Raw genomic sequence first — 25,008 nt, 5'->3', positions numbered from 1 at the left:
ATTTGACGTAAGCCAACATAAGCTCTCAAAGGGGAAGTGCGTATTATGGAAAACACTACCGGCCCAAAAGTTAATATTAATGAAAGCGACATTTTAAAGGTGTTTGCCGTCAGCGGAGCGATCCTGCAAAGCGTTCTGGGCATGTTACTGAAGTATGCCCATAATAACGCGGATCTGGCCTTACTAGGCGTTATTTATAATTTAGTGAAATATACCGCGCCAGTCTTTATTTTTGCCATCGTGTATGGAATGGTGATGAATAATCAGCATACCAGGGTATCACATTTTTACAAGGAAAAATTCAGCGAGCTCGTGATTCCTTATTTTCTGTGGGCGTCAGCCAGCTTGCTCTTCTTCCCGCACATACAGGTTAATCAACACGTTACTTCGTTTTGGACGCTCATTGAGTCTTATGTGCTCGGTAATTCATCACCGCAATATTGGTACACAGTGATGATGCTGCAATTTCAATTACTGATGCCAGTCATTATTTTCGTCTGCTATAAGTACCTGGCTAAGCCTTTACGGGTCATTCCGTTGCTTATTGTGAGCTTTATAATCTTCGGCGCCTGGGTATGGATGTATTATACCTATGTATTCCATGGAGCTTATGCGTCCAGTTTGCTATACCTTGACCGCTTTTTCGTCAGCTATTTTATATATGCTCTACTAGGCGGAATCGCTTGGGTGTTCAAGGGAAAATTTGACGGGGTGCTTCGACGGATTCAGTTCATACTCATTCCGGTGATGCTACTTATTCTCATTTGGATAAATCGCGAATTTTTCAGCTTTGGATTCAAGCATATGTCATTTGGCAATCTGATTTATCTGAAGCCGTCCATGACCTTGTACAGTTTGGTAGTGATTTTCCTGATTTACATGCTGGCAAGACATTTGATCAGCGTAAATTCCCGTTCACTTCCCTATTACAAATGGTTCTCTACTTATGCGTACAGGGCCTTTACAGCGAACGTATTCATTCTGGTCATCGTGCTGCGCTTGGTCGGTGACTTGGTAAGTCAGCTTCCTTTATTTGTAGCGTTGCTTTTGGTTTATCTGACGACTGTGGCCTGCTCCTTCGGCGTCGTCTATGCCTTTGCGCAGATAAAGGTAAAGGTATGTCGTGAATGGTTATTGTTGAAACAAAAAAAGAGCGCACAGCACCAATCTAAGATAAGTACCTAAAAGAAAATAGTACATGTAACAACGTATATATTATACTATAATTTAGGTGTACCTAAGTTATTGGCAGATTGACGGCAACCCAAAAGGGTATCTCGATGATTGAAGAGATACCCTTTTACTTACATCAGCCGCTGTATTTCATCTTTCAGAATTTCGGACCGAGTCCCGAAAATAACCTGCAGGGTACCATTACCAAGCCTGATGATTCCCGACGCTCCGAGCTGCTTGAGAGCTTGATCGTTAACCGCTTTGTCGTCTTTGACGACAAGACGCAGCCGCGTGATGCAGGCATCAATGCTTTGGATATTGTCTGAACCGCCGAGGTAGGTTAGTACCTTGCCTGCCTGACTGGACTGAGTATCGGATGTGGTGCTTGCCTTTCCATCGGGTATAGTTTCGTTAACCTCAGACAGGAGACTGTCTTCTACATCATCTTCACGCCCAGGAGTTTTTAGGTTGAATTTGAGAATGATAAATCGGAACAGGAAGTAATACACGCCGGCAAAGGCAAGCCCGACTGGGATCATTCGCAATGGGTGGGTGGAGAGCTTCATATTGACCAGATAGTCAATGAGTCCTGCTGAAAAAGAAAAACCGAGTTTGACATCCAGGAGATACACGACTAGGCCACTCAGACCTGTCAGCAGAGCATGAACGCCGTAAAGCAATGGTGCAATGAACATAAATGAAAATTCGAGGGGTTCGGTAATTCCAGTCAGGAATGATGCCACCGCAGAACCGATGAAGATGGAAGCGATTGCTTTACGTTTTTCCGGTTTGGCTGTATGAATGAATGCGAGGGCCGCTGCCGGCAGAGCGAACATCATAATGGGGAAGAAGCCGGACATGAATATACCCGCCGATGTATCGCCTGCGAAAAAACGCGTCAGGTCACCATGAACGACCTCACCGGCAGCATTGGTGTAGTCACCAATTTGAAACCATGCGATCGAGTTCAACACATGATGCAAACCGAGTGGGATCAGCAGCCGATTGGCAATCATGAATATCATTGATCCGATTCCGCCAAAGCCGACAATCCAGTTGCCGAAGACTGCAATCCCATCTTGTATCGGACTCCAGATCATACCGAGCAGAATGGCCAGAATCATGGTCGTGAAGGCGGTGATCATGGGGACAAAGCGTTTGCCTGAGAAGAAGCCAAGCCAATCTGGAAGTTGAATATTGTGATATTTTTTAAACAGAAAAGCAGACCATCCACCGATAAAAATACCACCCAATACGCCCATGTCCAGCTTGACGTCGTCTGGAATATATGCAAATATACCCGGCACTGCCGCCAAAATACGGGTCAGCACCATATAGGCAATGACTGCCGATAATGCGGCTACTGCGTCGCCTGCCAGACCAATGGCAACACCGATGGAGAAAATGAGCGCAAGGTTACCGAAGATAGCCCCCGCCCCCTCGTTCAGAAAAGGAGTGACATAATGATTCAGAAATCCGCCAACTCCGGGACCAAGTGGTATATCCGTTTCATAATTAATCAGTGCTAATCCTTGTAAAATCCCTGCGGCGGGTAGAGTGGCTACTGGAAGCATTAACGACTTGCCGATTTTTTGCAGAAATTTCAGCATAACATTCTTCCCTTCTTCATCGAGTTTGGGAGTGTCGTATTCATCCTGAAACCCTTACATTAAACCATTTTTTTACATCATAAATCGGAGAAACTAACATGGTCAACGATTATTTTAAGCTATGAAAAGACGTAAATCCGTAGTTGACATCGCTTACATGCTTATATAGTATCAAATTTAAGTTAATAATCGTGACGGAGACAAGAGAGCCACGCAGACACCCATGGTACAGCACAGGGTTGGTTTGTGATGGCTTTTCTTTTTTTGCGCGATGAAAGCGATCGAAATCGGATGATCTATTGAGGAGGTAGGTTGTATGTCGCCATACGCAGCCGAATTCATAGGGACAATGATTCTTATTGCCCTAGGTGGCGGAGTGTGCGCAGGGGTGTCTCTGAAAAAGTCATTTGCTCACGCTTCCGGCTGGATTGTAATTGGAATGGGATGGGGGCTCGCGGTTGCTATTGGGGTGTATGCAGTGGGTGAAATCAGCGGAGCGCATTTGAATCCGGCAGTGACACTGGCGTTGGCATTTCAGGGCATTTTTCCATGGCAGGACGTTCCCGGCTATATTGTGGCTCAGCTTCTCGGGGCCATGGCGGGTGCGATAATCGTCGTTTTGCATTATTGGCCTCACTGGAAAGAGACGGAGGACACAGCAACCAAACTCAGTGTATTTGCGACAGGACCGGCTATTGATCATCCGTTTGCCAACGTGCTTAGTGAAATGATAGGTACTTTCATCTTTGTTCTTGCTCTGCAGTCATTTGGTGCCAATTCATTTACAGGGGGCTTGAAACCGCTGATTGTGGGTTTTTTGGTTGTCAGTATCGGTTTATCCTTTGGAGGCACAACGGGCTATGCCATCAATCCAGCGAGAGATTTTGGGCCGCGTCTGATGCATTATTTACTACCGATTCCCGGTAAGGGAGCATCCAATTGGAAATATGCCTGGGTGCCCATTGTAGGGCCGCTGTTGGGTGGATCTTTCGCAGGGCTATTTTATCAGGCTGTTTTTAAGGGGAGTGTGACTCCGGCTTTCTGGATTTTACTAGGGATCATCGTGATTGTACTTTTGATTACCTTCCGTATGAGTCGTACTTATAAAAATCATAAAACGGATCACAAACTTACAGCTTAAAAACGATGGATTTACACGGGGAGAGATGAACAATGGGAAAATATATTTTGTCACTAGATCAGGGAACGACAAGCTCAAGAGCGATTTTGTTCAATAGCGAAGGAGATGTAGTGTACTCGGCTCAGCGAGAATTTCCACAATATTTTCCTCATCCCGGCTGGGTGGAGCAGAATGCGAATGAAATCTGGAGCTCTATTCTCGGAGTCATTGCCTCCTGTCTTTCCGAATCCGGTGTAAAAGCAAATCAAGTGGCTGCCATTGGCATTACCAATCAGCGAGAATCGGTGGCTGTGTGGGACAAAAATACAGGAGTGCCTGTGTATAACGTACTCGTATGGCAATCACGCCAAACCTCGGACATCTGTGAAGAATTGAAGCGGCAAGGGCACGAGGAGCTGTTTCACAGCAAAACAGGGCTGTTGATCGACCCGTATTTTTCAGGCACTAAAGTAAAGTGGATACTGGACCATGTGGAGGGCGCTCGGGAAAAGGCAGAACGAGGTGACCTGTTATTCGGTACGATTGACTCGTGGCTGATCTGGAAATTATCCGGCGGAACGGCACATGTAACAGACTACTCCAATGCAGCTAGGACGCTGATGTACAACATTTATGAACTAAAGTGGGACGAAGAGCTGCTGGACATTCTGGGTGTTCCGAAAATCATGCTACCTGAGGTAAGACCTTCTTCCGAGGTATATGCGCACACCGTGGATTATCATTTCTTTGGTCAGAATGTACCTATTGCCGGTGCAGCAGGTGACCAGCAGGCAGCCTTGTTTGGTCAGGCATGTTACGAAAAGGGGATGATCAAAAATACTTACGGCACAGGCTGCTTCATGCTGATGAATACGGGGGATCAGCCTGTTGAATCCAAGCACGGCCTGATTACGACCATCGCTTGGGGACTGGAGGAAGGCAAAGTACAATATGCACTCGAGGGGAGTGTGTTTGTAGCGGGGTCGGCGATCCAGTGGCTGCGAGACGGGCTGCGCATGTTCCGTGAAGCGAAGGACAGTGAGCCTTATGCCGCCCGTGTTTCGTCTACAGAAGGAGTGTATCTTGTACCCGCTTTTGTCGGACTGGGCAGCCCCTACTGGGATAGCGATGTTCGCGGAGCGATGTTCGGCCTGACACGCGGGACCACGAAGGAGCATTTTATCCGCGCCACATTGGAGTCACTCGCTTATCAGACCAAGGATGTGCTTACAGCCATGGAGATTGATTCAGGTATTGCAGTGAAATTGCTGCGGGTGGATGGAGGAGCTGTATTGAACAATTTTCTGATGCAATTCCAGAGCGATATTCTGGATGCAACAGTGGAGCGGCCAGTTATCCATGAGACGACGGCACTGGGGGCTGCATGTCTGGCAGGTTTGGCTATTGGATATTGGAAGAGTACGGATGAACTTCGCAAGCGGGTGAGGGTGGAAACCTCTTTTGCCCCGAATATGGATGAAGCAACACGTGAAAGCTTGTATGAAGGCTGGAAAAAGGCTGTGAATGCGACGATGGCCTACAAGTAATAGATTAAGCGATGGGTCTCTGAATATTAAACTGCAAAAAGATGACTTCTGAATTTATCAGAAGTCATCTTTTTTAAGGCATATGCTAACTCTTGACCTTCGTATGGTTCCAATGTTGCCGGGCTCCGCAGGAGCTACGAATGACTAGTTCCGGCTCTACTTTAATACATTTCGTATCCATTTGTTTATTCATCAGGTCAAACAGCACCATAGCGGCTAGACGGCCTATTTTTTGCTTGTCTTGTTTTACCGTCGTCAGTGGAGGTTCGGTATAACGACAGGCTTCTATATCATCACATCCCACTACAGCAATATCCTCGGGTACCCTCAAGCCGCTTTCCTTGAAAGCACGTATGGCACCAAAAGCAAGTAAGTCGGTCGCCGCAAAAATAGCTTTTGGCAAATTTCCTTGTTGTATCCACGTCTTCGCGATCTGGTATCCATCTTCTGCTGCGTAGTCCTTACCATACACGACCCATTCAGGTCTAACGTCAAGACTAAACCGTTTTAGTGAAGCGATAAAGGCTTCCTCTCTCTCTTTAATAACCAAAGAGGGGCGTTCAATGCCTATAAAACCCATTTCGCGGTATCCATTCATGTAAAAGTGCTCAACAACCTTCATTGAAATCTTCTGATTGTCGGACATGATATAGCAGGAACTAGCTCCGGTTAGTTCAATATCGACACCGATGCAGGGGATAGGGCTGGCGTCGAGATCAAAAACACTCTTCTCCACCTCATCTCCAGCAATAATAATGCACCCGTCCACTGAAAAATATTTCGAGCGAGCCAAATAGTCCTCTCCATTATCCAGAAATTTCTCATTTGAAAAAAACAGCAGATCGTAACCGAGCAAGCCAATCTGTTTTTTGAAGACATTTATGATATCTACAAAAAAAGGATGACTAAAATCAACATTCAGCTTGCCGGCAAATATAACGCCTACCAGATTAGATTTTTTGGTAGCAAGCGTTTTAGCCGAGGAGGAGGGTCTATAGCCTGTTTCCTCCATGATTTTAAGTACCCGCTGCCGGGTTTCCTCACTGATGTCCGTATAATTGTTAATGATTTTCGAAACCGTTGCCACTGAAACGCCTGCCATGCTAGCTATTGTTTTTATATTCATGGAATCCTCCGTAACTAAACTGATTTAGTTAAATTGACTTTGCTTTTCAAACTTAATGATTACTCGTATTCTATGCTACCTCATAGAAGTGAGTCAACAGTGCGAATAAAGGATGTTGCCTAATATTTTAAAGAGTAATAACGATAATTTGTGTTTTTTTCGATAATTTACAAATCTCTATTTACAAATACAGGCTATCCGATACATAATAGTAGCTGTAATTAACTAAACCGCTTTCGTAAAAGTAAATGCATTCATTCTAAGAGTACAGGGGGAATTTTGCAATGCTGAAAAAGTGTTTTTCTTTACTTATTGTAACCGCTTTAATAGTGGTATTGGCTGCTTGCGGCAAAGGTGGTGAAGCTGGACAGAACGGGAATAAAAAGGTCACGTTAAAGATTATTCATTGGCAGCAAGAAAATATTAATAACTATATAAAGGAATTTAATAAAAAGTTTGAAGAGAAGTATCCCGATGTTCAGGTGGAGTATACGACGGTTCCTGCTGATTCAACTTATGATCAACTGATGCAAACGCGTATGAATGCTGGTTCAACCGGTGATGCAGACATTATTCCTTTGAAATTCAGCTTCGTAGGCGCACCGCAGGAATGGTCTAAGGGAGCAGCTGATCCGATGTGGAAGCAGTGGATTGAGGGAGGACTCATTGCAGATCTGTCGGATCAAGCTTTTATCAAAAACTATAATCCTACAGATGTCAAAAATGCCATGACCTACAACGACAAAGTATACGGTGTAAACATGGGAAAGGTGGCCCTGACAGGTCTGTTTTACAACAAAGAGATTTTTGAAAAATATAATCTTACTGTGCCAACGACATGGGACGAACTGGTGAATGTGATGAAGGTGCTCAAGGATAATGGCGTAGAACCGCTTGGTTTTGGCGGTAAGGATGTATGGCCTATTAACCTTGCTGTCCAAGGGCTTCAAGCCTCTATCCATGATGATCAGCTGGAATATATCAAAGGGCTGTGGACAGGTAAGACGAAGCTGACAGACCCCGCCCAGCTCGAAGTTTTGGAAAAATCACAAGTTTTAATGAACAACGCCATTGGTGGATTTATGGGGATTGACTATGGAACCTTGCCAAGCTTGTTTGCTTCAGGGCGTGTAGCTATGATTGCGGATGGTACGTGGGATGCAACTACGATCCAGACAGCCAATCCAGAGCTGAAATTTGGTTATTTCCCGATTCCGGGCAGTAACGATCCAGCCAAAAATAAAAACCTTGCAGGCAAGTACGATATGACCTGGATGGTATTAGAAAAATCGCCAAACAAGGATTATGCGATCAAATGGCTTGAAATGCTCTCCGAGAAGCAGAACTATACCGATTTCGTGAACGCTGCTGGATTTTTGCCAACACAGTCTGATGTGAAGATAAGCAGCGACTTTGTTAATGAAATCCAGCCTTCACTGGAAAACTTCAAGCTCTCTTGGGATCAGCTGTTTATCAATCGTAAGAATGTTGGACAGTACATTAAGGAAGCCAGCGTACATGCAGAATTTTTGGCGCCTGCCGGTCCGTTAAAGACGCCTTTGGAGCTTGCCCAGAAATCTCAGGCAGACTGGGATGCGGCAGCCCCTAAATAAATCTATAGATTTTACAGGAAAACAAATGGGCAACTGCAAAGCTCCCATAATAATGTAAAAAGGTGTGAGACCCATGTATCCCTTCGGAAAGGGTGCGGCCCGGATAATGCCCTATCTTTTGCTGAGTATTCCGGTGCTGCTCTATTTGCTTCTTGGTTTTGGACCCTCTATGGTAACCGTGCTTTTTTCCTTTACAGATGCTACCGGGGTTCCGGGGCAGACGTGGCATTTTATCGGATTCGAGAATTACACGACCTTTTTCACCTCCTCCGATTCTGGAGATCGCATCGCTTCCATTGGCCGTTCCCTATACTTTGCCGTAGCGGTGGTTGTGATTCAAAATGCAGTGGGGCTGTTCATGGCCATCCTTATTAATAAGAAGCTCAAAGGGGATGTGTTATATCGCTCTGTATTTTTCCTACCCGTTGTGCTCGGGGTAACGGTATCCGGCCTGATCTGGCAGCTGCTTGCCAATCCGCTTGGGGGCCCTGCGCAAGCCTTGATGAACTTTTTTGGAACCAGCTCCAACTTCTTCGGGGATTACGATATTGCATTTGAGTTGATTATTTTTGTGCAAATTTGGATGTACATGGGTTACTCGATGACTATTTTCTTAGCCGGACTCCAATCTATCCCCAGTGACTTATATGAAGCAGGGTATATGGACGGTGCCTCTGGATGGAAAGCGTTCAAAAATATTACCTTTCCGATGATTGCACCGTCCTTTACCGTCAATATGCTGCTGTCCATTATCGGCGCATTGCAGACCTTTGACATTATTTATGTGCTGACAGGTGGTAAATTCAACACGACGACACTTGCGTTTGATGTATATGCCACAGCCTTTGGCTCTGGGACATCAGATTACGGCCTTGCTTCCGCAGTTGCTATGATCCAGTTCGTGTTCGTGTTTACGGTATCGATGATTGCCCTGTATTACTTACGTAGAAGAGAGGTGGAAATGTAATGAGCAGTACCAAAGGAGCCAAAATACTGAGCTACATCATCGTACTGCTCATGCTTTCGTTGTATGTATTCCCGCTTTTCTACCTTTTTAATGTATCGATGAAGTCTCAAAGTGAGTATCTGATGGACCCTGTAGCTCTAGCCAAAAGTCTGCGCTTGGAGAATTTTATGGATGCTTGGGAAAAAGGGAATTTCTCTCAATACATGTGGAACAGCATTTTGTATACAGGCGTATCTACGTTATTAACGCTGATTATATCCGTGTTTGCGGCTTTTCCACTGGCGCGGGGATATGTTAAGTTCAGCACCTTCTTTTATGTGTTTTTTCTGATATCCATGTATCTCCCGAATCCGCTGATTCCGCAATTTGCTCTCATTAATAGCCTGGGACTTTACAATACCCAGCTTGGTTTCATTTTGCTGAAAACAACAGGTACTGGCATCGCTTTCCTGATGTTTGTGGGATATATCAAGTCTGTCTCCCGAGAGCTGGATGAAGCGGCTGCAATGGACGGGTGCGGATATTCACGATATTTGTTTACAATTCTTGTCCCGCTGATGAAGCCGGTGTTGGCGACAGGCATTATTTTGACAGCTATTGGGGCGTGGAACGACATTATAGGTCCTACTATTTATTTGTCTGATCCTGCTTATCAGCCAGTGACCAAGGGATTGTTCTCCTTCTACGGACAATACATGAACAACTGGCCGCTGCTCGCTTGCGGCATTCTGATTGTTACACTACCGCTCGTTATTTTGTATATTTTCCTCCAGCGCTTTATTGTCGGCGGTGCAATGGCCGGAGCTGTGAAGTCTTGATTCCTGAAAGGATGATACCGAGTATGAGTGAGAATACCTATACATTCCCCACCACGTTTATGTGGGGAACTTCGACCTCTTCTTATCAAATTGAAGGTGGCGTGGATGAGGAAGGGAGAACGCCTTCTATTTGGGATACTTTCTGTCGAGCACCCGGGAAGGTGATAGGAGGGGACTGCGGAGATGTGGCTTGTGACCATTTTCACCGCTTTAAGGAAGACGTGCAATTAATGAAGCAACTTGGCTTTTTACATTACCGTTTTTCCGTGGCCTGGCCGCGCATTATTCCCGCCCCCGGCGTGGTTAACGAACAGGGGCTACTTTTCTATGAGCGTCTGCTGGATGAGATTGAGTCGGCCGGGCTAATTCCAATGCTGACGCTGTATCATTGGGATCTACCGCAGTGGATTGAGGACGAGGGCGGTTGGACGCAGCGAGAGATTATCCAACATTTTAAAACGTATGCTTCTGTAATCATGGATCGATTTGGACAGCGTATAAGCTGGTGGAATACGATAAATGAGCCCTACTGCGCCTCTATTTTGGGCTATGGCACAGGCGAGCATGCCCCCGGCCACGAGAACTGGAGGGAAGCCTTTACTGCCGCTCACCATATTCTGATGTGTCACGGGATAGCCATGAATTTACACAAGGAAAAGGGCCTGACGGGCAACATCGGTATTACGCTGAACATGGAGCATGTCGATGCAGCCTCTGCACACCCCGAAGATGTAGCCGCTGCTGTCCGGCGGGATGGCTTTATTAATCGTTGGTTTGCCGAGCCATTGTTTAACGGGAAATACCCTGAGGATATGGTGGAATGGTACGGGGCGCGCTTGAACGGATTGGATTTTGTACAGCCTGGTGATATGGAGCTGATTCAGCAGCCAGGGGATTTTTTGGGCATCAACTACTACGCCCGCAGCATCATTCGAGCGATTACAGACGCTTCGTTGCTTCAGGTCGAGCAGGTTTCCATAGAGGAACCGGTAACGGATATGGGATGGGAGATTCACCCCGAATCCTTTTATAAGCTGCTGACGCGGATTGAGAAGGATTTTACCAAGGGATTACCTATCCTGATTACGGAAAACGGAGCAGCGATGAAGGACGAACTGGTGAATGGAAAGATTGAGGACATTGGGCGTCAGTATTACATTGAGGAACATTTAAAGGCATGCCATCGCTTTATTGGGGAGGGAGGTCATCTTAAGGGCTATTTTGTCTGGTCATTCCTCGATAACTTTGAATGGGCCTGGGGATACAGCAAACGTTTCGGTATTATACACATCAATTACGACACACAGGAACGGACTCCCAAACAAAGTGCGCTGTGGTTCAAACAAGTGATGGTGAATAACGGGTTTTAAATAGAAAAGGGGGATACGATGCAGCAGTATTATTTTGACAATCAAGGACGTTTTGTGATTGAGAATTATGCGCAGGCCAAGCCCTTTTCCAGTTTTCTACCCGGTATTGCTGGGGTTCAGGGGATTCCTCTGTGGGCGTATTATGTTAATCGTGGGCAAGGAATCGCAAGCTTTGGTGTAGAGGATAAGAATGGAGCAATCATGGAGTTTTTTCCGGCCAACCGCAGTTATAGTCTTGTGCCGATACATGGCTTTCGAACGTTTTTAAAGGTGAAGATGCAGGGGGAGTGGAGCTATGTGGAGCCATTTTCGGCTGTGCATCCTGTGGAGCGTGAACAGCAAAAAATGCTGATATCCCGCCATATGCTCGAAATACACAGCTCTAATCCAGACACAGGGCTTGAGGTGCGTGTGCAATATTTCACGCTTCCTCATGAAAGTTACGCTGCTTTGGTGCGCAAGGTGGAGATTGTCAATCATTCCGCTCAAGAGCTTGAACTGGAGGTGCTGGACGGCATGCCTGCCGTGCTGCCCTTCGGTATTGATAATACGGCATACAAGGAGCTAGGACATACACTGAAAAGCTGGATGGATGTGTATAATCTCAACAATAGCATTCCTTACTATAAGGTACGTGGAAGTACAGCGGATACAAGTGAGATTCATCAAATTGAAGCGGGACATTTTATGTACAGCTTTGTGGAGGAGGAGGGAAAGACCAGGCTATTGAGTCCAATTGTCGATCCGTCCGTAATATTTGGTGAAAATACGGCACTGACCTTCCCGGATCGCTTTATCCATTCACGCGTCGAATACTTGGTTTCACAGCAGCCTGTGACGACGAATAAAGTGCCTTGTGGGTTTAGCGGCTACACAGCACGACTAGCGGCAGGTACTGCCGTCAATCACTGTACGATCATTGGGCATGTGAATGATATTCACTCTATCAATGAACGGATTACGGAAATTGCAACCATGTCTTATGTTGAGCGGAAGGCGGAGGAAGCCAAAGCGTTGATCGAAGAGTTGACGGATGAAATGGCAACGCGGACATCCATTCCGTTATTTGACGAATACTGCCGTCAGAACTATCTGGATAACCTGTTACGCGGGGGTTATCCATTGCTGCTGGACAACGGCACCGAGCAACCATTTGTATACCATGTATTTTCGCGCAAGCATGGGGATCTGGAACGGGACTATAATTTCTTTAAGCTCCAGGCGGGATATTATTCTCAAGGAAATGGTAATTTTCGAGATGCGAACCAGAACCGGAGAAATGATGTGTGGTTTAACCCCAGCATAGGAGATTTCAATATCCGTTTGTTTATGAGCCTGATTCAGCCAGACGGCTATAATCCGCTTGTTGTAAAGGGGTGTAGCTTTCAAATACGAGAGCTGGAACCGTTGCTAGGACAGGTGGAGGTGGCAGATCATTCGTCTTTGCGTGCTTTTTTCCAATCGTCGTTCACCCCGGGTGAGTTGATTCAACATATCATTCATGACAACATCGCGCTAAAGCAAACGGTTGAGACGTTTGTAACCGAAGCTCTCAAGCATTCCGAACAATGCTATGAGGCTGATTTTGGTGAAGGTTTTTGGATCGACCATTGGACTTATAACATGGATCTAATCGAAAGTTATCTAAGTATTTATCCGGACAAACAAGAGGAACTCTTGCTCGCGACCCGAGAGTACATGTATTACGACAGTCCGGCATGGGTACAGCCACGTCGAAACAAATACGTGCAGATCAAGGACGGACGTATCCGTCAGTACGGGGCGGTCGTAGAGAGCAAGGAGAAAGAAGCTCAGCTGCACGCCCGGGATCGCGATGTTCATTGGGTTCGAACCGAACATGGAAGCGGAGAGATTTATAAGTCCAATTTATATGAAAAGCTGCTGTCATTGGCAGCCATCAAGCTGTCCACGCTGGACCCGGAGGGCTTGGGAATTGAGATGGAGGCGGGCAAGCCGGGATGGAATGATTCCATGAACGGACTTCCGGGGCTGTTTGCTTCTGGATTCAGTGAACTGTGTGAATTACAGCGACTCGTAAGATTTTTAATACATGCACAGGTGAAGCTTTTGGGCGATTCTGTGCTACGGTTGCCGCGAGAAGTTGCTAAGTTAATCCAACAGCTGAGGCTCACAATGGAGGAATACTACCACGCTTCTGATGAGGCTGATTACAGGAATGAAAGCAAGGATTACAGCTTCTGGTCACGAATTTCCGATGCTAGAGAAGCGTATCGAGAAACAGTTCGTTTTGGATTTGAAGGGGTAGAAACACCACTAGCGTTTGATGATGTGCTGGTGTTTTTGCGCCAGGCTGAACGTAAGCTCCAACAGGGGATGGATAATGCTCTGCTTATCGGTGAGGGGATATACCCAACCTTTTTTTATTATGAAGCCAGAGAATTCGAGGTACAGGAGGATGACTGCGAAGACAAGCTCGTAAACATACATTCCTTCGAACGTAAGGATACACCATATTTTCTGGAGGGACCGACCCGGGCTATGAAAGTGGTTGGTGACATTGTAAATGGGCAGAAGCTGTATCGGCAAATCAGGCAGAGTGGACTTTACGACGGGAAGCTGGGCATGTATAAGGTGAATGAAAGTCTGGCGGGGCAGCCATTCGAACTCGGTCGTTCCAGAGCTTTTACACCGGGTTGGCTGGAAAATGAATCTATATTTATGCATATGGAATACAAATATTTACTTGAATGCTTAAGGGCGGGTCTATACACTGAATTTTTTTCAGACATTAAAAAAGCGTTACCGCCTTTTATGGACCCAGAGGTCTACGGAAGAAGCACGCTGGAGAACAGCTCCTTTATTGCTAGTATTGCTAATCCTGATGCAAGTTTGCATGGAACGGGATATATTGCGAGGCTGAGCGGATCTACGGCAGAATTTATTCATATGTGGATATGGATGATGACCGGCGGGCAACCGTTTGGCTATGATCATAGGGGCCTATCCTTGAGACTGGAGCCCAAGCTGCCAGGCTGGCTGTTCACAGCTACAGGTGAGCTATCTTTCTGTTTTCTCGGAAGCTGCCAGGTGACTTATTTTAATACGGATCGCAAGGATACTTATGCACCGGAATGCATAGTGACCCAGTATGTACTGCATTACGCCAGTGGCGAAAAGAAGACGATAAGCCAGGCTGTATTAGATCAAAAAGAGGCGCAAGATGTGAGAGAGCGGTTGATTTCCCGTATCGAGGTATATTTGGGGAAATAGCTCCATTAATTAAAGCCGTCATGCTGTAATAACAGAGCATGACGGCTTTTTAAGACTTCATAAATCCTTGTGCCAGGCAGGGGGGGGGCTATGCTGAAATATCTTGCAACTCCAATATCACAGGACAGTGGTCACTGCCTGTAATATGACAATCAATGCTCGCATCCATCAATAGCGGACGAAGTCTCTCCGAGACGAGGAAGTAATCAATCCGCCAGCCGATATTCCTTTCTCTCACCTTTAGCATGTAGGACCACCAGGAATAAACATCCGTCCGGTCAGGATAAAAGTATCTGAAGGTATCTATAAATCCGGCGTCTAGCAGCTGTGACATGCGTTCCCGTTCCTCAGGCGTAAATCCGGCATTTCCGTAGTTAGCTTTGGCATTTTTGAGGTCGATCTCCTGATGAGCTACGTTCAAGTCTCCACAAACGATGACAGGCTTCAAAGCATCCAGTTGTTGCAGGTAGCTGCGAAAACGGTCTTCCCATTCCAGTCTGTAGGGCAGTCGGGATAAGTCCCGTTTGGTATTTGGTGTGTACACATTGACGAGATAAAATTTTTCGAATTCCAAAGTAATGGTTCGGCCCTCCGGTTCTTCATTTTCTTCAAGTCCATAATGCACAGAGAGCGGCTTGATTTTGGTGAAAATAGCCGTGCCGGAATATCCTTTTTTCTCAGCATAATTCCAGTATTGTGTGTATTCCTCCATGTTCTCCATGAGGATTTGACCTTCTTGAAGCTTCGTTTCCTGTACGCAAAAAATATCGGCATTTGTTTCTTTTAGATAAGTATAAAACCCTTTGGTCACACAGGCTCTTAAGCCATTTACATTCCAAGATATTAATTTCATTTGATTAATCTCCTTGCTAATTCACGCGGTCAAGCGATGTGATTTGTATATCCTTTGTTGACATAAGTTTATAAATGTCTTCTATCTGGACTTCATAGGTCTTTTCATCAAAATGGTCCTGACCAAACATATAATCGTTTATTTCTATTGCCTTAAGGTTTCGTTTGGTATTCATAGTCGAAGGGAAGTATTCGATATCTAATGAGGCTTTATTTCCGGCCAACACTGTCTTGAGAACTTTCGCGGTTTGTAATACTCGTTCTTTTTCCAATGGCAATCCTGAGTCAGTTAGATCCTCGAATACAATTATACGAATATACTGATCGCCGACCGCTTTGGGATTCAGTTTAAAATCGTCGTATTCTTTGATCATTTTATCCGTAGTCCCTTCTTGCACCCCAGAATGAACAGCGGCTGAATCATCGTAAAGCTTCTGTATAACGGGTTTGAGCTTCATGTCCAGTTGACTCTCCCAAAGGGCGTTAAGATAATTTTCTCTAAATGGGACATCCTCATAAGGACGCTTAGTCATGTTAAAGAGTACGGAAGGATGACGATTAGAGATCACCTCCATGGTATATTCAGTAGAGGGAATACTATGATAGCTAATATTTTGAATTTGAAAGTCCTCTCCATATTTCTGCTCCAGATATTGCTCTGATTCTGCGGCTACGTTGCGTTTATTTTCACCTGTTTGTGTAAAAGGCTCGATAATATCTACGTATTTCATTGTGACTGCAAGAAGTAGAAGTGTAGCTCCCAAAGCGAGACTGAGTAAAGTGCGCCATTTGGAAGGCAAGGATGCAACCGTCGGCGCTCTCTCCGCATGGTGTGGAATTTGAAAAGACCGTACTGTAAAAACAATGCCTAAAATGTGAAAAAGAATGGCCAACGGTCCCGAGATAATAAGCAGGTATCCGAGAGAGAACATTGTAAAATAGATCAGAATTCCCTGTGTGATGATAAGAGCCGCTCCTCCAATCATATAGGAAGGAATGGCGAGATAAAACATACCCAATCCAGTACCTAATATGGAAAGCAAAGTGGCAAGAAAACGATGAATTTCCCGCGACTTTTGCAGTTTATTCGTAGTCAAGGGAGTCAGTATACCTCCTTCACTTAAAAATGGTGCAACATGATAGATGATAGCAATTTCTGCGTTTTTTTGAAAGAGTAGAGACTTGAAACCAGCGCCTAAAGTAGCGTTGGGCAGACTACTCTTTCTACATTATTTATAATGAAAAAAAGCTCCCTTGCGGAAGCTTTTTTTGGTGTAATATATCAGGAGAGAACTCTCCTATGGTCGACTGAGAAGTATAGGCTAACGATGCCGATGGCCCGACGTTCCCCCGTGGTTTATCTCATGAGAACAAAAAAAGCCTCCATTATGGAAGCTTCTTGTTATGACGTCCCAGGAGGGATTCGAACCCCCGACCGACGGCTTAGAAGGCCGTTGCTCTATCCAGCTGAGCTACTGGGACATAAAATTCAAGCGAATATTAATATATCATATGGATAAAAGAAATTCAAGTCTTATTTTGCATATATCGCTTATTTAAGCTTTATACAGCATAAATTCTGAGTAGACGTAGTTTTTTTTGCCTTATAAAAGGGTATGTTAGAATACAGGTGAATATGTGTAAGACGAGTGGTTGGACTTCGGCTACTGTTTCTCATATAATCTACAAATACTTGAGCTTGCGAAGGAGAGGGGGTGCCTTGAATAAAGGACTCCAAGGTGACGACAAAAGAAAATAATATTGTATTGTTTCCGAAGACACTGGACTATTATCAAATTCAACTTACTGTGATGCTTGAAAACGAACGTTACGGAGAGGCGATGGCGATGCTGCGTTTTTTAATGCAGTGTCAGGGACAGGAGCAGAAGCAATACGATGAATGGAACGCTCTATTACAATGGCTGGAAGCTGCATTTCCACAGTACGCTGACAGCGGAGCGGTAACGGACGCTGTGGAAGAAGAAGTCAGTGAAGTAGAGTTAGCTCGCCGTCATGCACGCTTTAAGCAGGAGCAGGATGCAGGCTACGGCAACAAGCTGTTGCGGATGGCTATGGATGAACCCTTATCCGAACAGACGATTTTAGCATTGGAGCAGTTGTCCTATCTGGAACTCCCAGAAATCGATGATGCCTTGCTTCGCTGGATTACGGAACGGGAAATCCATCCTTTACTTCAATTCCGTGTTCTACAGACCATGCGAAGACGCGGAACGGAAGGGACGATAGAAATCAAACGGGGTGATGAACAAGCGGAAATCGACATTGAAACGGTTCCGTTACAGCCAGGTGATTTTCCAGAGTCGATTATGCGTATTTTGGAACGGGTGGCCGATCAGACTGAGGTGCACGAGCCTACACTATTCTATTTTGCACAGGAGCTGTGGTCACAGTTTGTGATGGCAGTATACGGTACGAAAGATTATAGATCAATGTTGGTGGAAGAGGACGGAATGCCAGATATTTGGGCTGCAGCACTCCATCAGACAGTTTCGGAAAGTTTAAACGGAAATAATAATGAGGAAGAAACCCGTGCTATATATGGCATTACAGATGCGTTGCGCTTCCGTTTTGAGCAGGCGTATCGGTCGATGCGACTATTTGTAGCGGCGGGAATGAACACTCCTTAATGACCGGAAACGTTTACCTGTGAAGCATTCAAAGGGCTGCTCTTGAAAAAGACAGTAATGTTAGATATACTATAGTGGTTATTTTGTGTGCGTTGATTGTAATGAAAACTAAGTGAAGATTTTGTTGGAGGGGAAAGCATAAAATGAAAGCAACTTGGGAGAAAATAGAGAAGAACCTTGGGGTTCTTGAAGTTGAGGTTGACGCGGATCGTGTAGCCGCTGCACTCGACAAAGCTTTTAATAAAGTGGCAAAACAAGTAAGTGTACCAGGATTCCGTAAAGGTAAAGTACCACGTCCTATTTTTGAAAAACGCTATGGTATTGAAAGTCTGTACCAGGATGCAATTGACATCCTGTTGCCAGAAGCTTACAGCCAAGCTGTAGAGCAAACGGACATCTTCCCGGTTGACAGCCCTGACGTTGAAATTGATCAATTTGCTAAAGGCGAATCTTTCAAGTTCAAAGCGAAGGTTACTGTTAAACCTGAAGTAACTTTGGGCGATTACAAAGGCGTAGAAGTGCCTGTAAGCAAACTCGAAGTAAGCGACGAAGAATTGGCTCAAGAACTGGAGCGCCTGCAACAACGTCATGCTGAATTGGTTGTCGTTGATGAAGACGCTGCTCAATCCGGTGATACAGCTATTATTGACTTCGACGGTTCCGTGGACGGTGTACCGTTTGAAGGTGGACAAGCTGAGAAGTATTCTTTGGAACTGGGCTCTAACACATTTATCCCTGGTTTTGAAGAGCAAGTGGTTGGTTTGCACACTGGCGATTCCAAGGACGTTGAAGTAACGTTCCCTGAGAACTACCATTCTGCTGACCTCGCTGGCAAACAAGCGGTATTCAAAGTGAAAGTTCACGAACTGAAACGCAAAGTTCTTCCTGAACTGGACGATGAATTTGCTAAAGATGTAAGCGAATTTGACACACTGGCTGAATTCAAGGAAGACTTGAAAAAGCAATTGTTGGATCGTAAGGAAAACGAAGCTAAAGCAGCCCGTGAGGGTGCTGTAGTGGAGAAAGTTGCTGAGAATGCAACAATCGACATTCCTGAAGCAATGGTGAAGAGCGAAGTGCAAAACATGGTTCGCGATTTCGACAACCGTTTGCGTAGCCAAGGTATGAACCTTGAAATGTTCCTCGGATTCTCTGGTCAAAGCAAGGAAGACCTGGAAGAGCAAATGAAAGCTGATGCTGAGAAGCGCGTACGTAACAATCTCGTGCTGGAGCAAGTGGCTAAAGCAGAAAACATCGAAGTTTCCGAAGCGGAAATTGATGAAGAACTGAAAAACATGGCTGAAGCTTACAAACGTTCAGTTGAGGAAATCCGCAGCATTCTGGAAGGTAACGGCTCGTTCGCTAACCTGAAAGAAGAAATTTCACTGCGCAAAACAATTGCTTTGTTGGTGGAAAACAGCAAAGAAGTAGAAGCGCCAGTTGAAGCTGCTGAATAATTCAAACGATAAATATACGGAGTATGCTGTAACAAGCTGCAACGTAGCAATTAGATAGGGATAAGGCACGTAGTGAAAGTTACGTGCCTTATTTTTACCTTTGGTAACCCAAATTTTAGTCGTTTATGGAAAGTGCTGTGAGTCGTGTTTTCTTGTTTTACATAAGTCACTACCGTATATTTGCACATACATACGAAACATGGTTAAATATGAGAAGGTCTCGGCAGAGTGTACTTTAAACAGCCCGCACTGCATATATGAGCGCATGCAAATATGACACGAGACTCTGAACATGTTAAAATATTTTGTAAGGTGTTCACGTTTCATGCTTGCTGCTTCCGTTTTAATGGGACATAAGGAAGCGGATGAATACAGGTGTTCATTTTAATAAAGAAAAGAGGTTGGTCGTGATGAGTCTCGTCCCTATGGTTGTGGAACAAACGAATCGAGGAGAACGATCTTACGATATTTACTCGCGGTTGCTTAAGGATCGTATTATTTTCCTAAGTGGCCCGATTGATGACGATGTCGCCAATCTCGTCATTGCACAGCTATTGTTCCTTTCTGCGGAAGATCCAGAGAAGGATATTAATTTGTACATTAACTCGCCAGGCGGTTCTGTAACTGCGGGCATGGGTATATATGATACAATGCAATTCATTAAGCCGGACGTATCGACGATCTGTGTAGGCATGGCTGCAAGTATGGGTTCGTTGCTGCTAACAGCGGGTGCACCAGGCAAGAGATACGCACTTACCAACAGTGAAGTCATGATCCATCAGCCGCTCGGTGGCATTCAGGGGCAAGCCTCCGATATGCTGATTCATGCGGACTGGATTATCAAAACACGTGCTAAGCTGAATCAAATCTATGTAGAGCGTACGGGTCAGCCCCTCGAAAAAATCGAACGTGATACTGACCGGGATTTCTTCATGGAAGCGGAAGAGGCAAAAGCATACGGTATCATTGACCAGGTGCTGTCTAAACCGATTAATCTGTAAAGGGGTGGCTCTATGTTTAAATTTAATGATGAAAAAGGACAATTGAAATGTTCTTTCTGCGGTAAATCTCAGGATCAGGTTCGCAAGCTTGTTGCTGGACCGGGCGTATATATATGTGACGAATGCATTGAGTTATGCACGGAGATTGTAGAAGAGGAATTGGGTCATGAAGAAGAAGTAGATCTGAAAGACATTCCGAAACCAATGCAAATCCGTGACATTCTGGACCAATATGTCATTGGTCAGGATCAAGCGAAAAAATCGTTGTCTGTAGCGGTATATAATCACTACAAACGTATTAATACTCAAAACAAAATTGATGATGTGGAACTGCAAAAAAGTAACATTTTGATGCTTGGACCTACAGGTTCGGGTAAAACGTTGCTTGCGCAAACCATGGCTAAAATTTTGAACGTTCCTTTTGCTATCGCAGATGCCACTTCCCTTACGGAAGCAGGTTATGTGGGTGAAGACGTTGAAAATATTTTGCTGAAACTGATTCAAGCTGCCGATTATGATGTGGAAAAAGCCGAACGCGGCATTATCTACATTGACGAAATTGATAAAGTAGCCCGCAAATCCGAAAACCCGTCCATTACGCGTGACGTATCGGGTGAAGGTGTACAGCAGGCGTTGCTTAAAATTTTGGAAGGCACGGTTGCTTCTGTACCTCCGCAAGGCGGTCGCAAGCATCCACATCAAGAGTTCATTCAAATTGACACCACGAATATCCTGTTCATTTGCGGTGGTGCCTTTGATGGTCTGGAGCAAATGATTAAACGCCGTATCGGTAAAAAGGTCATCGGCTTTAACGCTACTAGCGAACAAAAAGATCTGAAACCAGGCGAATATACTTCAATGGTATTGCCTGAGGATCTTTTGAAATTCGGTCTGATTCCGGAGTTTGTAGGACGTTTGCCGGTTATTTCTACGCTGGAGCCGCTTGATGAGAACACATTGGTTCGTATTTTGTCTGAGCCGAAAAATGCGTTAGTCAAGCAGTATCAGAAGATGCTTGAACTGGATAATGTTACTTTGGAGTTTAAGCAAGATGCTCTGGAAGCCATTGCCCGTGAAGCCATCAAGCGTAACACGGGTGCCCGTGGTCTTCGTGCGATCATTGAAGGCATTATGCTGGATGTGATGTATGAGGTTCCTTCCCGTGATGATATCACTACTTGCGTCATCAATGAGCAGGTTGTAAAAGATAAAATCGCACCGGAACTCGGTGGTACAGATAAGGATAAAAAACAAGAAGAGAGCGCCTAAGGATTGATACTTCGCGATCTCTAAAACATGAGAAGCCGGATCTCCACTTCACTAAACCTGTATGAGGTTTTAAGGGGTGGAGGTTTGGCGTTAATGGGAGAGAAAAGTACATGTTCTTAAGACAAGACACACATCCCGTAAAAGTCGGGAATCTGACGATTGGCGGCAGCAATGAAGTCATCATCCAAAGCATGTGTACAACCAAAACAGCAGATGTGGAAGCAACTGTAGCCGAGATTCTTCGTTTGGAAGAAGCCGGATGTCAACTGGTGCGGGTTACCGTCAATAATGAGGAAGCTGCCGCAGCCATTAAGGAAATAAAAAAACGGATTCATATTCCGCTGGTTGCAGATATTCACTTTAATCACAAGCTGGCTCTACTGGCAATTGAAAATGGAATTGATAAGGTTCGCATTAATCCAGGTAACATTGGACGACGTGAAAAAGTGGAAGCTGTCGTTAAGGCATGTAAGGAAAAAGGGATTCCAATTCGGATTGGTGTGAACGCCGGGTCGTTGGAACAGCATTTACTTGATAAGTATGGCTACCCTACGCCAGAAGCGATGGTAGAAAGCGCACTGTATCATATCGGGATACTGGAAGAGCTTGATTTCCATGACATTATCGTGTCATTGAAGGCGTCTGATGTTCCTATGGCGATTGCCGCTTACACGAAGGCAGCTGAAATTATTAAATATCCGCTCCATCTGGGTATTACCGAAGCTGGGACGCTCTTTACGGGTACGGTTAAAAGCGCGGCAGGTATGGGCGCTTTGCTGGCATCAGGCATCGGCTCCACAATGCGTATTTCGCTCAGCGCCGATCCGGTGGAAGAAGTGAAGGTAGCACGTGAGTTGCTCAAGACGTTTGGATTGATCACAAACGCAGCTACACTGATTTCTTGTCCGACTTGCGGACGTCTGGATATTGATCTGTTCTCTATTGCTAACGAGGTAGAAGACTACATTGCAAAACTCAAGGTACCGATTAAAGTATCAGTACTGGGTTGTGCAGTGAATGGCCCGGGTGAAGCGAAGGAAGCTGATATCGGAATTGCCGGAGCGCGCGGGGAAGGCCTTTTGTTCCGTTATGGAAAAATGATTCGCAAAGTACCTGAGGCTGATATGGTCGAGGAATTGAAAAAAGAAATTGATATCATCGTCAAGGCATATGAGGAAACAGGGAAAATCCCTGGACGTGAAGAACGTCATACCGCCGAGAAGGTGTAGGCAAAAGCAGTTATTATAAAGAGGCATAGTCATAATCTATTGTCATCATTTATACGCCGTGGAGAGCAGCTCTGCTACAGAACTGTTCTTCGCGGTGTTTTTGTATTTCTCTCTGATCTTTTGAAAGACCGCCGTTTAGCTATCGCGGAAAAGGAAATACTGTTTTTCATAGAGCGGCATTTTTCAAATTGCTGAGATGAGAAACGGAGGAAATACGATGGACTTGACTATGATTTTGTTATTGGTGCAAATGTTTTTCGGGATTGTTATTGGTCTGTATTTCTGGAACCTCCTGCGGAGCCAGAAAACGAACCGTAGTGCGGTGGATCGAGAATCCCGGAAGGAATTAGATAAGCTACGCAAATTGCGTTCAATTTCACTTACTAAACCATTGGCTGAACGCACACGTCCTGCCACATTACAGGATATCGTGGGTCAGAAGGACGGATTGCGCGCGCTCAAGGCTGCGTTATGTAGTGCGAATCCGCAGCATGTCATTATTTATGGCCCGCCGGGTGTAGGGAAGACGGCTGCTGCACGCGTGGTGTTGGAAGAGGCGAAGAAGAATCTGTCATCCCCGTTCAAGGGAGATGCCAAATTCACGGAGATTGATGCTACGACGGCCCGCTTTGACGAGCGCGGTATTGCGGACCCGCTGATAGGTTCAGTACATGATCCAATCTATCAAGGGGCAGGAGCGATGGGGGTGGCGGGTATACCGCAGCCTAAGCCTGGAGCTGTAACGAAGGCACATGGGGGTATGCTGTTCATTGATGAGATTGGTGAGCTGCATCCAACGCAGATGAATAAACTGTTGAAAGTGCTGGAGGATCGCAAGGTATTTTTGGAAAGTGCATATTACAACTCGGAAGATTCGCATACTCCTGCTTATATCCACGATATATTCCAAAACGGTTTGCCAGCGGATTTTCGTTTGGTAGGTGCAACTACCCGTTCGCCGCATGAACTGCCACCTGCGATTCGCTCCCGGTGCATGGAAATTTATTTCCGTGCCTTGCAGCCACAGGAGATTGCCCGTATTGCTGAGGACGCTGTCCACAAGCTAGGCTTTGGTCCTTGTCCTGAGGCGGTAGAAGTTGTACAGCGTTACGCAACGAACGGTCGGGAGGCGGTCAATATGATCCAGCTTGCTGCTGGTTTGGCACTTACCGAGAAAAGGGAACGTCTCAATGCTTCCGACGTGGAATGGGTAGCGGGCAGCAGTCAAATTCAGCCGCGTCCTGACCGAAAAATACCGGGCTTGCCGCAAATCGGATTTGTTAATGGTTTAGCTGTATACGGTCCGAACATGGGAATGCTGCTGGAAATTGAAGTTACCGCGGTTCCGGTTCCTGAGGGAAAGGGAAACTATAATATTACAGGAGTCGTGGATGAGGAAGAAATCGGAGGTGGGTCCCGCACACTGCGCCGTAAGAGCATGGCTAAAGGTTCTGTGGAAAATGTTCTGACCGTTTTGCGTACGCTCGGATTGGCTCCGTCGAATTACGACCTGCATATCAATTTCCCCGGGGGTACGCCGGTAGATGGCCCGTCCGCAGGAATTGCGATGGCAACAGCTATTGCTTCCGCGATGCGGGGAATTCCGGTGGATCATGAAATTGCTATGACCGGCGAAGTTAGCATCCATGGTCGTGTCAAACCGATTGGTGGTGTATTAGCCAAAGTTGAAGCCGCTTTTCAGGCGGGAGCCAAAAAAGTGATCATTCCGCAGGATAACTGGCAAGCTCTTTTTGACAGCATTGAGGGTCTAAAAGTCATCCCCGTACAGTCGGTTACAGAAGTGTTCCGACATGTGTTTGGGGAAGAGATGACGTCGGATTTGCCTGTACATGCGCCAATTGAGACTTTTCGCCCATCCCAATCTTCCTTGTTACAGGCTGATGGAACGCATAACGGGACGATATCAGATACAGGATCTTGCTGATAAACCACCCT

18 protein-coding genes and 1 tRNA gene are annotated in these 25,008 nt (G+C 45.5%); 14 read left to right on the top strand and 5 right to left on the bottom strand.

Annotation, left to right across the window (positions count from 1 at the left end):
• Window positions 1-45 precede the first annotated feature (45 nt).
• Complete coding sequence (locus JOE49_RS25500) at window positions 46-1,185, top strand: acyltransferase family protein (RefSeq protein WP_209943426.1); 1,140 nt, start codon at window positions 46-48, stop codon at window positions 1,183-1,185.
• 119 nt (window positions 1,186-1,304) lie between these two features.
• Here JOE49_RS25500 and JOE49_RS25495 read toward each other — a convergent pair whose 3' ends face one another.
• Complete coding sequence (locus tag JOE49_RS25495; protein ID WP_209943424.1) at window positions 1,305-2,783, bottom strand: PTS transporter subunit EIIC; 1,479 nt, start codon at window positions 2,781-2,783, stop codon at window positions 1,305-1,307.
• Between the two features lie 316 nt (window positions 2,784-3,099).
• On the opposite strand from JOE49_RS25495, the gene JOE49_RS25490 reads away from it, so the two are divergent.
• Window positions 3,100-3,924 carry an MIP/aquaporin family protein gene (locus tag JOE49_RS25490; RefSeq protein WP_028541560.1) on the top strand — a complete coding sequence of 275 codons (825 nt, stop codon included), beginning with the start codon at window positions 3,100-3,102 and terminating at the stop codon, window positions 3,922-3,924.
• A gap of 32 nt (window positions 3,925-3,956) precedes the next feature.
• Entirely contained in the window at window positions 3,957-5,450 is a 1,494-nt protein-coding gene (glpK, locus tag JOE49_RS25485; protein WP_209943422.1) for a glycerol kinase GlpK, read from the top strand.
• Between the two features lie 85 nt (window positions 5,451-5,535).
• On the opposite strand, the gene JOE49_RS25480 is transcribed toward glpK, so the two are convergent.
• A complete protein-coding gene (locus tag JOE49_RS25480; RefSeq protein ID WP_209943420.1) occupies window positions 5,536-6,576 on the bottom strand; it encodes a LacI family DNA-binding transcriptional regulator in 1,041 nt (346 codons plus the stop codon).
• Window positions 6,577-6,860: 284 nt separating this feature from the next.
• On the opposite strand from JOE49_RS25480, the gene JOE49_RS25475 reads away from it, so the two are divergent.
• The 5 genes from JOE49_RS25475 to JOE49_RS25455 all read left to right on the top strand — a co-directional run bounded on the left by JOE49_RS25475 (window position 6,861) and on the right by JOE49_RS25455 (window position 14,596).
• Window positions 6,861-8,189 (top strand): ABC transporter substrate-binding protein, encoded by a 1,329-nt coding sequence (locus JOE49_RS25475; RefSeq protein WP_076295611.1) that lies wholly within the window; start codon window positions 6,861-6,863, stop codon window positions 8,187-8,189.
• Between the two features lie 73 nt (window positions 8,190-8,262).
• On the top strand, window positions 8,263-9,156 hold the full coding sequence (locus JOE49_RS25470; protein WP_034095085.1) for a carbohydrate ABC transporter permease: 894 nt from the start codon (window positions 8,263-8,265) through the stop codon (window positions 9,154-9,156).
• Complete coding sequence (locus JOE49_RS25465; protein ID WP_023989979.1) at window positions 9,156-9,974, top strand: carbohydrate ABC transporter permease; 819 nt, start codon at window positions 9,156-9,158, stop codon at window positions 9,972-9,974. Before JOE49_RS25470 ends, JOE49_RS25465 begins: the two co-directional genes overlap by 1 nt.
• Window positions 9,975-9,997: 23 nt before the next feature.
• Window positions 9,998-11,344, top strand: coding sequence for a GH1 family beta-glucosidase (locus JOE49_RS25460; protein WP_209943418.1), 1,347 nt, complete (start codon window positions 9,998-10,000; stop codon window positions 11,342-11,344).
• 18 nt (window positions 11,345-11,362) lie between these two features.
• Window positions 11,363-14,596 (top strand): cellobiose phosphorylase, encoded by a 3,234-nt coding sequence (locus tag JOE49_RS25455; protein ID WP_209943416.1) that lies wholly within the window; start codon window positions 11,363-11,365, stop codon window positions 14,594-14,596.
• 88 nt (window positions 14,597-14,684) lie between these two features.
• Here the strand turns inward: JOE49_RS25455 and JOE49_RS25450 are convergent, their stop codons facing one another.
• The 3 genes from JOE49_RS25450 to JOE49_RS25440 form a co-directional block, all read right to left on the bottom strand.
• Window positions 14,685-15,449, bottom strand: a complete 765-nt coding sequence (locus JOE49_RS25450; RefSeq protein ID WP_023989976.1) for an exodeoxyribonuclease III — start codon at window positions 15,447-15,449, stop codon at window positions 14,685-14,687.
• 16 nt (window positions 15,450-15,465) lie between these two features.
• On the bottom strand, window positions 15,466-16,545 hold the full coding sequence (locus tag JOE49_RS25445) for a hypothetical protein (RefSeq protein WP_209943414.1): 1,080 nt from the start codon (window positions 16,543-16,545) through the stop codon (window positions 15,466-15,468).
• A 311-nt stretch (window positions 16,546-16,856) separates the two neighbouring features.
• Window positions 16,857-16,930, bottom strand: a tRNA-Arg gene (locus JOE49_RS25440).
• A 257-nt stretch (window positions 16,931-17,187) separates the two neighbouring features.
• On the opposite strand from JOE49_RS25440, the gene JOE49_RS25435 reads away from it, so the two are divergent.
• From JOE49_RS25435 to lonB, 6 genes are all read left to right on the top strand, one after another.
• Window positions 17,188-18,096 carry a hypothetical protein gene (locus JOE49_RS25435; RefSeq protein ID WP_209943413.1) on the top strand — a complete coding sequence of 303 codons (909 nt, stop codon included), beginning with the start codon at window positions 17,188-17,190 and terminating at the stop codon, window positions 18,094-18,096.
• A 143-nt stretch (window positions 18,097-18,239) separates the two neighbouring features.
• Window positions 18,240-19,553 (top strand): trigger factor, encoded by a 1,314-nt coding sequence (gene tig, locus JOE49_RS25430; RefSeq protein ID WP_028541569.1) that lies wholly within the window; start codon window positions 18,240-18,242, stop codon window positions 19,551-19,553.
• Between the two features lie 410 nt (window positions 19,554-19,963).
• Complete coding sequence (clpP, locus tag JOE49_RS25425) at window positions 19,964-20,554, top strand: ATP-dependent Clp endopeptidase proteolytic subunit ClpP (RefSeq protein WP_016324659.1); 591 nt, start codon at window positions 19,964-19,966, stop codon at window positions 20,552-20,554.
• A 12-nt stretch (window positions 20,555-20,566) separates the two neighbouring features.
• Entirely contained in the window at window positions 20,567-21,823 is a 1,257-nt protein-coding gene (gene clpX, locus JOE49_RS25420; RefSeq protein ID WP_023989972.1) for an ATP-dependent protease ATP-binding subunit ClpX, read from the top strand.
• 110 nt (window positions 21,824-21,933) lie between these two features.
• Window positions 21,934-23,052, top strand: coding sequence for a flavodoxin-dependent (E)-4-hydroxy-3-methylbut-2-enyl-diphosphate synthase (gene ispG / locus JOE49_RS25415; RefSeq protein WP_209943411.1), 1,119 nt, complete (start codon window positions 21,934-21,936; stop codon window positions 23,050-23,052).
• Between the two features lie 217 nt (window positions 23,053-23,269).
• A complete protein-coding gene (gene lonB, locus JOE49_RS25410) occupies window positions 23,270-24,997 on the top strand; it encodes an ATP-dependent protease LonB (protein WP_076160836.1) in 1,728 nt (575 codons plus the stop codon).
• Window positions 24,998-25,008 lie beyond the last annotated feature (11 nt).

The sequence above is a fragment of the Paenibacillus sp. PvR133 genome (assembly GCF_017833155.1).
Classification (GTDB): Bacteria; Bacillota; Bacilli; order Paenibacillales; family Paenibacillaceae; genus Paenibacillus; species Paenibacillus polymyxa_B.
Note: the sequence above shows the minus strand (reverse complement) of the source record. Positions and strands in the feature narration are given on the sequence as shown.

Coding starts and splice junctions, on each gene's coding strand:
- lonB (WP_076160836.1), top strand. CDS start 23,270: ATGGACTTGACTATGATTTTGTTATTGGTGCAAATGTTTTTCGGGATT.
- JOE49_RS25465 (WP_023989979.1), top strand. CDS start 9,156: ATGAGCAGTACCAAAGGAGCCAAAATACTGAGCTACATCATCGTACTG.
- JOE49_RS25495 (WP_209943424.1), bottom strand. CDS start 2,783: ATGCTGAAATTTCTGCAAAAAATCGGCAAGTCGTTAATGCTTCCAGTA.
- clpP (WP_016324659.1), top strand. CDS start 19,964: ATGAGTCTCGTCCCTATGGTTGTGGAACAAACGAATCGAGGAGAACGA.
- clpX (WP_023989972.1), top strand. CDS start 20,567: ATGTTTAAATTTAATGATGAAAAAGGACAATTGAAATGTTCTTTCTGC.
- JOE49_RS25450 (WP_023989976.1), bottom strand. CDS start 15,449: ATGAAATTAATATCTTGGAATGTAAATGGCTTAAGAGCCTGTGTGACC.
- JOE49_RS25500 (WP_209943426.1), top strand. CDS start 46: ATGGAAAACACTACCGGCCCAAAAGTTAATATTAATGAAAGCGACATT.
- JOE49_RS25475 (WP_076295611.1), top strand. CDS start 6,861: ATGCTGAAAAAGTGTTTTTCTTTACTTATTGTAACCGCTTTAATAGTG.
- ispG (WP_209943411.1), top strand. CDS start 21,934: ATGTTCTTAAGACAAGACACACATCCCGTAAAAGTCGGGAATCTGACG.
- JOE49_RS25490 (WP_028541560.1), top strand. CDS start 3,100: ATGTCGCCATACGCAGCCGAATTCATAGGGACAATGATTCTTATTGCC.
- JOE49_RS25455 (WP_209943416.1), top strand. CDS start 11,363: ATGCAGCAGTATTATTTTGACAATCAAGGACGTTTTGTGATTGAGAAT.
- JOE49_RS25470 (WP_034095085.1), top strand. CDS start 8,263: ATGTATCCCTTCGGAAAGGGTGCGGCCCGGATAATGCCCTATCTTTTG.
- JOE49_RS25480 (WP_209943420.1), bottom strand. CDS start 6,576: ATGAATATAAAAACAATAGCTAGCATGGCAGGCGTTTCAGTGGCAACG.
- glpK (WP_209943422.1), top strand. CDS start 3,957: ATGGGAAAATATATTTTGTCACTAGATCAGGGAACGACAAGCTCAAGA.
- tig (WP_028541569.1), top strand. CDS start 18,240: ATGAAAGCAACTTGGGAGAAAATAGAGAAGAACCTTGGGGTTCTTGAA.
- JOE49_RS25460 (WP_209943418.1), top strand. CDS start 9,998: ATGAGTGAGAATACCTATACATTCCCCACCACGTTTATGTGGGGAACT.